Raw genomic sequence first — 1954 nt, 5'->3', positions numbered from 1 at the left:
CCCACCGGGGCGTCGTTGACCGCGGTCACGTCCACCGTCATGGTGCGGGGCGTGGTGTCCTGGTCGACACCGCCATGGGCCGTGCCGCCGTTGTCCTGCACCTGGAAGGTGAAGCTGGTGTAGCCAGCGCCGTTGTCGTTCGTGCCCGGTGTGTACACCAGCAGGCCGGCGGCAATGTCGGCCGCCGAGACCACCTGCCCTGCCGTCACCACCACGCCGCTCAGCCTCAGGCTGCCCGCGCCTGGCAGTGTCGTGATCCTGACGCCTTGCAAGGCGTTGCCCGGCGTGTCGTTGAGGTCGGCGAAACCGAAATCCGCCCCCGTGAAGGTGTAGGCCGTGTCTTCCAGCGTCGTGATGGTCGTGCTGGCGCCCGTCGGGGCGTCGTTCACCGAGTTGACGTTGACCGTCATCGTGCGGGCTGTGCCGTCCAGGTTGACCCCGCCGTTGGCCGTGCCACCGTCGTCTCGCACCTGGAAGCTGAAGCTGGCGTAGCCGGCGCCATTGTCGTTGGCATTCGGGGTGTACACCAGCAGGCCCGCGGCGATGTCGCTGGCCGAGACGAAGTCGCCCGCGTTGACGGCCACGCCGTTGAGCAACAGGCTGCCCTTGGCCGGCAGGGCCGTGATCCGGACGGCTTGCAGCGCGTTGCCTGCCGCATCCTTGGGGTCGGTGAAGCCAAAGTCGGCCACCGTGAACGTGTAGGCCGCGCCTTCGTTGGTGCTCACGGCCTGGCTCGCGCCCACCGGGGCATCGTTCACCGAGGCGACGTCGACCGTCATCGTGCGTGGCGTGGCGTCCAGGTCGCCACCGCCATTGGCCGTGCCGCCGTTGTCCTGCACCTGGAACGTGAAGCTGGCATAGCCGGTGCCGTTGTCATCGGCCGCAGGCGTGTACTTGAGCAGCCCGGAGGTGATGTTCGCCGCCGAGACCACCTGCCCTGCCGTGACCGCCACGCCGTTGAGCAGCAGGCTGCCCTTGACGGGCAAGGTCGTGATCCTGACCGCTAACAGGGTGTCGGCCGGCACGTCGTCGGGATCGGTGAAGCCGAAGTCCGCGGCCGTGAAGGTGTAGGTGCTGTCTTCGTTGGTGGTCACCGTTTTGTCGGTGCCCACCGGGGCGTCGTTGACCGCGGTCACGTCCACCGTCATGGTGCGGGGCGTGGTGTCCTGGTCGACACCGCCATGGGCCGCGCCGCCGTTGTCCTGCACCTGGAAGGTGAAGCTGGCGTAGCCAGCGCCGTTGTCGTTCGTGCCCGGTGTGTACACCAGCAGGCCGGCGGCGATGTCGGCCGCCGAAACCACCTGCCCTGCCGTCACCACCACGCCGCTCAGCCTCAGGCTGCCCGCGCCTGGCAGTGTCGTGATCCTGACGCCTTGCAAGGCGTTGCCCGGCGTGTCGTTGAGGTCGGCAAAACCGAAGTCCGCCGCCGTGAAGGTGTAGGCCGTGTCTTCCAGCGTCGTGATGGTCGTGCTGGCGCCCGTCGGGGCGTCGTTCACCGAGTTGACGCTGACCGTCATCGTGCGGGCTGTGCCGTCCAGGTTGACCCCGCCGTTGGCCGTGCCACCGTCGTCTCGCACCTGGAAGCTGAAGCTGGCGTAGCCGGCGCCATTGTCGTTGGCATTCGGGGTGTACACCAGCAGGCCCGCGGCGATGTCGCTGGCCGAGACGAAGTCGCCCGCGTTGACGGCCACGCCGTTGAGCAACAGGCTGCCCTTGGCCGGCAGGGCCGTGATCCGGACGGCTTGCAGCGCGTTGCCTGCCGCATCCTTGGGGTCGGTGAAGCCAAAGTCGGCCACCGTGAACGTGTAGGCCGCGCCTTCGTTGGTGCTCACGGCCTGGCTCGCGCCCACCGGGGCATCGTTCACCGAGGTGACGTCGACCGTCATCGTGCGCGGCGTGGCGTCCAGGTCGCCACCGCCATTGGCCGTGCCGCCGTTGTCCTGCACCTGGAACG

1 protein-coding gene is annotated in these 1954 nt (G+C 68.5%); it reads right to left on the bottom strand.

Annotated features, from left to right (window positions below; translation table 11 throughout):
• The coding region (locus ACREB4_RS21210; protein WP_431590225.1) for a beta strand repeat-containing protein at nt 1-1954 on the bottom strand (1954 nt) is incomplete at both ends.

The sequence above is a fragment of the Aquabacterium sp. genome, assembly GCF_050725395.1.
In the GTDB taxonomy this organism is placed as follows: domain Bacteria; phylum Pseudomonadota; class Gammaproteobacteria; order Burkholderiales; family Burkholderiaceae_C; genus Aquabacterium.
Note: the sequence above shows the minus strand (reverse complement) of the source record. Positions and strands in the feature narration are given on the sequence as shown.